Source organism: Neolewinella aquimaris (assembly GCF_014197245.1).
In the GTDB taxonomy this organism is placed as follows: Bacteria; Bacteroidota; Bacteroidia; order Chitinophagales; family Saprospiraceae; genus Neolewinella; species Neolewinella aquimaris.
The window spans coordinates 1-5,008 of sequence record NZ_JACIFF010000018.1 but is presented as its reverse complement, the minus strand read 5'-3'; the positions used below and the strand labels follow the sequence as shown (position 1 = coordinate 5,008).

The 5,008-nt window shown below is 46.7% G+C and carries 3 protein-coding genes; all 3 read left to right on the top strand.

Annotation, left to right across the window (positions count from 1 at the left end; genetic code table 11):
• The first annotated feature begins 169 nt into the window (after window positions 1–169).
• Window positions 170–556, top strand: a complete 387-nt coding sequence (locus GGR28_RS18765; protein WP_183497374.1) for a nucleotidyltransferase family protein — start codon at window positions 170–172, stop codon at window positions 554–556.
• Complete coding sequence (locus GGR28_RS18760) at window positions 549–971, top strand: HepT-like ribonuclease domain-containing protein (RefSeq protein ID WP_183497373.1); 423 nt, start codon at window positions 549–551, stop codon at window positions 969–971. The genes GGR28_RS18765 and GGR28_RS18760 overlap by 8 nt, the downstream gene beginning before the upstream one ends.
• 1,826 nt (window positions 972–2,797) lie before the next feature.
• Window positions 2,798–3,115 (top strand): hypothetical protein, encoded by a 318-nt coding sequence (locus GGR28_RS18755; protein ID WP_183497372.1) that lies wholly within the window; start codon window positions 2,798–2,800, stop codon window positions 3,113–3,115.
• Window positions 3,116–5,008 lie beyond the last annotated feature (1,893 nt).

The following is a 5,008-nucleotide window of genomic DNA, read 5'->3' as shown; positions in this document are numbered from 1 at the left end:
AGAGATTAAAAAATAAAAACACCACTGTACGGCACCCAACACCGCAGCCAGCGTCCATGCGCTTAGGCGCACGTCGTGGCTGCACTCGTTCGGCGAAATAGTCGCAATCCAAGTTGGCCAAACCAAAACCTATAGGGTACAGGAACCGTGTGATTTAGTACCAAGAGTTATGATTACACCCGTAGATGAACGAAGATTGAAAAAGATTATAAAACCGGCCATACCTTACAACCGTTTTGATAAAAACACTTCGATCATGACCAGTTCTAATCTTCTCAAAACACTTAGAGAAAACAATTACGAAATCAAAAAGCGATTTCATGCAGAAATAGTGGCAATCTACGGAAGCTATGCCCGGGATGAACAGTCTCATGATAGTGATTTAGATATATTATATAGGATAGAAAATCCAGAAAAGTTTGGACTCGTTGAGATTGATGGCTTAGAAAATTACCTTAAGAATTTGGTGGATGTTTCTTCAGTAGACTTGGTTAATGAAAAGTACGTCAACCCCATCATACAATTAGAAATTGAAAACGAACTATTATATGTATAGTGGAAAGAATGTTGCCTATATTTTGACCAGCCTAGAAGCAATAGAAAAAATTAAGATATATACCCAAGATATTCAAAGTGCAGAGGACTTATTTGATCGTGATGATCAATTGATTTACAATGCGTGCCTAACCTTGTTGATGACTCTTGGAGAGGAAGTCAATAAAATTAATGAAGAGCTAAAAGAGCAGCATTCGGAAATGCCCTGGCAGAGCATAAAAGGTATGCGAAACCGGATTGCTCATGATTACCGTGGACTAGATCCTACCATACCTTACAACACTATCAAGCAATATATAGACCCGCTTAAACAATGCTTAATTCTAATGCTTGATCAAGTTGATTATCCGGCATCAAAATTGAACGAGATTCTTAAATCCAGATACTACAAGCATCTTCAATATTTGAAAAAATAAAATATTCGCCGAACATCGCGCCATCGTCAAGCCGGCGGTCAAGCTTTTGGGTATCGATGAAGGTTTAGAAGGCTATCTCAAGGTCCACCAAAGTCTCGGATGCTGACTGGTGAAGCCGGCCTGCGCTGGCGCCCTCGTTCGGCGCAACCACAACCACAACACTATAGGCGGCCAGGTATGGATTTGGTCCTGGGAAGAAAATCACCCGCAGGCCCACAGAAGAATTAAACGATCAGGGCAGCTAAGCGAACTGATTTCAATGGCAGTTCATCCTACTATAAGCTCCCGCATTTGGTAGGCGTCACCTGACGAAGCATACCATCGAAAGTGCAATTGGTCAAGATTGAAAGAGTACACTGCGCCAGGTAGATTTATTATTACGACACCAGAATGGGGCAGCTAAGCGCACTGATTTCAACGGCAGTTTACCCCACTATAAAGCTTCCGCAGGGGATAGGCGTTACAGTACCATGAGCTGACAAGCGGCTGCGGTGGAAGTTAGGAATGGGGTCAGGCTGCCGGAGCTTCTGATCAGTAAGACTAACGGATCAGCAGTAGAAAGCAGACTAGACGTTCCTCCCAAGCACATTGAAAGATTATGAAGGCTATGTGGCTGACGCCCAAGAAAAGATATGCGCCGAACATCGCGCCCACGACAAGCCGGGCCTCACAGTAACGGAGTGCGGGTTCAGCTCCGTTGTTGGCTATTGAGTTGGCTGAATGAAGATCGGTACCTTTCCCCGGCCTGACGTGGTCGCTTCCGTTGGCGGATATGCCATCATACCAGACAGCTCAGCAGTGCCGAAACAGATAAAAGCGGCAACCATTTAATTACGCTACCGCAGGGGGCAGCATGCTTACTCGGATGATGATCGAGAGAATGACGACTTCAACATTGAGTCGTTCGGTAGCCGGCAAGACTCAGTGATTGATAAGAACGCTACTGCCCAAACCAAGACCCGCATCACAGATATTACGCTACCGCACTGACCACCACTTTTTACCTGGAAGATGGCCGCCGTGCTTGCCCTTTCACCGTTAAATTCGTTGGCAGCCGTCGAGAATTATTTATAGGACACAAACGCTACCGCCGAGAGTTGAGCCCGCAGGACACTTATTATGCTGCCGCACGGATCTGGACACTCACCATTTAGTGAGCCGCAGTGAGCTACATATCCGGTTGAGCTGGTCGGTGGCCGTCAAGATTCATTTCTCTCGGCTAGGCCAGGATTAGCAACAAGGGATCGATATCATATCACATAACACTACCAGCCGCACCAACGACTTTATCCATTCATCATCAATCATCGTCCATCAATTTCAGCCGGATGGCTGGTGGGTGGCGAGGATGCCCGGCTGGTTGGTGCTGGCGTCAATCGGCAAAAATTCCCCTCCTCGGGGGTTTTTGCAGATGCCAGCCACCCCCACCCAGCCTTGATGACAGCCGGGTTGCCTATAGTGCTCAGTAGTACCCCCATTTCAGATCAAGCCATAGCTACCGCAGCGAGGCTGGCCAGCGTCACAGGCGAGAGGGTTGAGCGGCAGGAATTATAGGTTGGAATAAATACTGATGAAGGTGCCTTTTCGATTACCTTGAGCAATCGACCAGGACGAGAGATTTATTAAAAAGAAGCACATCCTCCAACATCGTGCATACGTCAACCCGGCGAGGGTGGGGGAGGGCTCCGTATGTGGAAGAATCTAGGGTTGGTACATTTCGGTGTCTATTGAGCTGATCGGTGGTAGCCGGGTTGCGCCTGCACATCCGTTGGGCGAAATGACTACCGTTAAAGGCGATCAAATACAAAATTAACACAGAGTCCTGTATGACATTAAGATTCGAAGATCCTTATTGGTCTGCTGATGATTGGACAACTCAACGTCAGGACATCTTGCGCAAGGAGTTGCAGTCAGAGCTACACCCTGACCACCAACTGTTCAATCAATCTTGGCAGATAATTGCATCAAGGGTAGATAATGATGATGTTATATTGAGACTCGATTGCGGAAAGATTGCAGTAGTTCACTTAACTTGGACCTCCGCGCCAGAATCAGGCGGTTTCCCTAACACAAGATTGTTTGATAATGCAACCAAGTTTTGGGAGAAGGAAATGCATAAAGAAATTTTAAATTACAAAAGCTGATTAGGTGGACTTTGACCTAGAATTTGGTAACTGTCACGGTCTAATGAGTAGCGTATCATAGTCACAAAGTTTTATCACGTACCATAGAAATTAAATTGAATCAGAAGAGCATTAATTAGAGAAAATAATTCAATATGGCATAATAAATTTCTTCATACACGTTTCGCAAATAATATGATTAGATGATCCTCAGATGCCTATAGACATACATGGTTGGGTTGAGTTTTGCCCTCATAATGACCTTGATGCGATGGGTGATCGATACGCCTGGCTCGGATTGCTGCCCTTGAGTTCAATGCTGCGTTTTAACGACGATGTCAATCACTATTTGATGGGAAACCCACGTGATAGTTTAAAGAGCAATAGCGAACCTAACCCAGCAAATCGGGGCCTGCCGATCAATCCAGGAGATGAGCTCAGAGGTGAACTATATTGGATGTCGGAGTTTCAGATGAAGCATAAACATAACAGTGGGGTGTTCGGATACACAAATTTCCGATATGACGAAATTCTTTTGTCTAAAACTGCGAAAAGGATCTTGTTACCCAGCAAAGAGAGCGACTGGGTTACTGTATTTGCCATGATAGATGTGTTCATTGCCCGACGGAACATTGAGGCTGAGCAGATTAGGTTTACTTGTTGGTACGTATGGTAAAATTGCCAAAAAAAAAGAGATTCGCCCAACATTGCGCCATCGTCAAGCCGGCGGTTAGGCTAGTGGGTGCCGAGGGTGCTAAATCGGCCAGAAATGAAACATTCTGATCCATATGTAAGGTGGTACAGCCGGCCTGCGGTGGCGCCCTCGTTGGCGGATATGCCATCATACCAGACAGCCCAGCGGTGCCGAAATATGTAAGGACGGCAACCAAGAAATTACGCTACCGCAGGGGGCAGCATGCTTACTCGGATGATGATCGAGAGGATGACGACTTCGACATTGAGTCGTTCGGTAGCCGGCTAGAATCAGTGACAAGAACGCTACCGCCCAAACCAAGACCCGCATCAACGATATTACGCTACCGCACCGACCACCACATTCTACCTGGAAGATGGCCGCCGTGCTTACCTTTTCAACGTTGAATTGGCTGGTAGCCGTTGAGAATTATTTATAGGACACGAACGGTACCGCCGAAACCTGAGGACACAGGACACTTATTACGCTACCGCACGGACAACTCTTTATACCTGGAGGATAGCCGGCGGCGTGATTTGGTTTTAGAATGGAGCTGCTCAGTCGACATCAAGAATTATTCCTTCAGGTCAGGCCAGGATCAGCAGCAAGGAATCGAGATCATCAATTCAAAAAATTCCCAGATGCCCCAAGATTTTATCCATCCATCATCCACCATAAAGGTCAACCTGGTTGCTGGTGGGTGGCGAGGACGCCCGGCAGGATGGCGCTGGCGTCAATCTGCAAAAATTCCCCTCCTCGGGGGTTTTTGCAGATGCCAGCCACCCCCACCCAGCCTCAATGGTAACCGAATTGACTTTAGTGCTCAATAGTGGCCCCATTCCAGATTCCCCATAGCTACCGTCACAAAGCTGCCCGCTTCACAGCTGACGGGATTGAGCGGTAGGGATTATTTGTAAGAATCAATACTGACGAAGGTGCCTTTCCGATTACCTTGAGCAGTCGACCAGGACGAGAGATTTATTAAAAAGAAGCACATCCGCCAACATCGTGCATACGTCAACCCGGCGAGGGTGGGGGAGGGCTCTGTTTGGTGAAGCATCCAGGGTTGGTGTTTTATGTGTCTATTGAGTTGATCGGTGGTAGCCGGGTTGCGCCTGCACATTCGTTAGCGGCAAATAATGTAAAAACTTCAACCCTACTAACTTAAAGATTCAAAGTATGAAAACCCCAACTGATGAGGAAATAAAATATGGTGCAGA

Excerpts from the sequence above, each read along its gene's own strand:
- GGR28_RS18765 (WP_183497374.1), top strand. The coding sequence starts at position 170 with ATGATTACACCCGTAGATGAACGAAGATTGAAAAAGATTATAAAACCG.
- GGR28_RS18755 (WP_183497372.1), top strand. The coding sequence starts at position 2,798 with ATGACATTAAGATTCGAAGATCCTTATTGGTCTGCTGATGATTGGACA.
- GGR28_RS18760 (WP_183497373.1), top strand. The coding sequence starts at position 549 with ATGTATAGTGGAAAGAATGTTGCCTATATTTTGACCAGCCTAGAAGCA.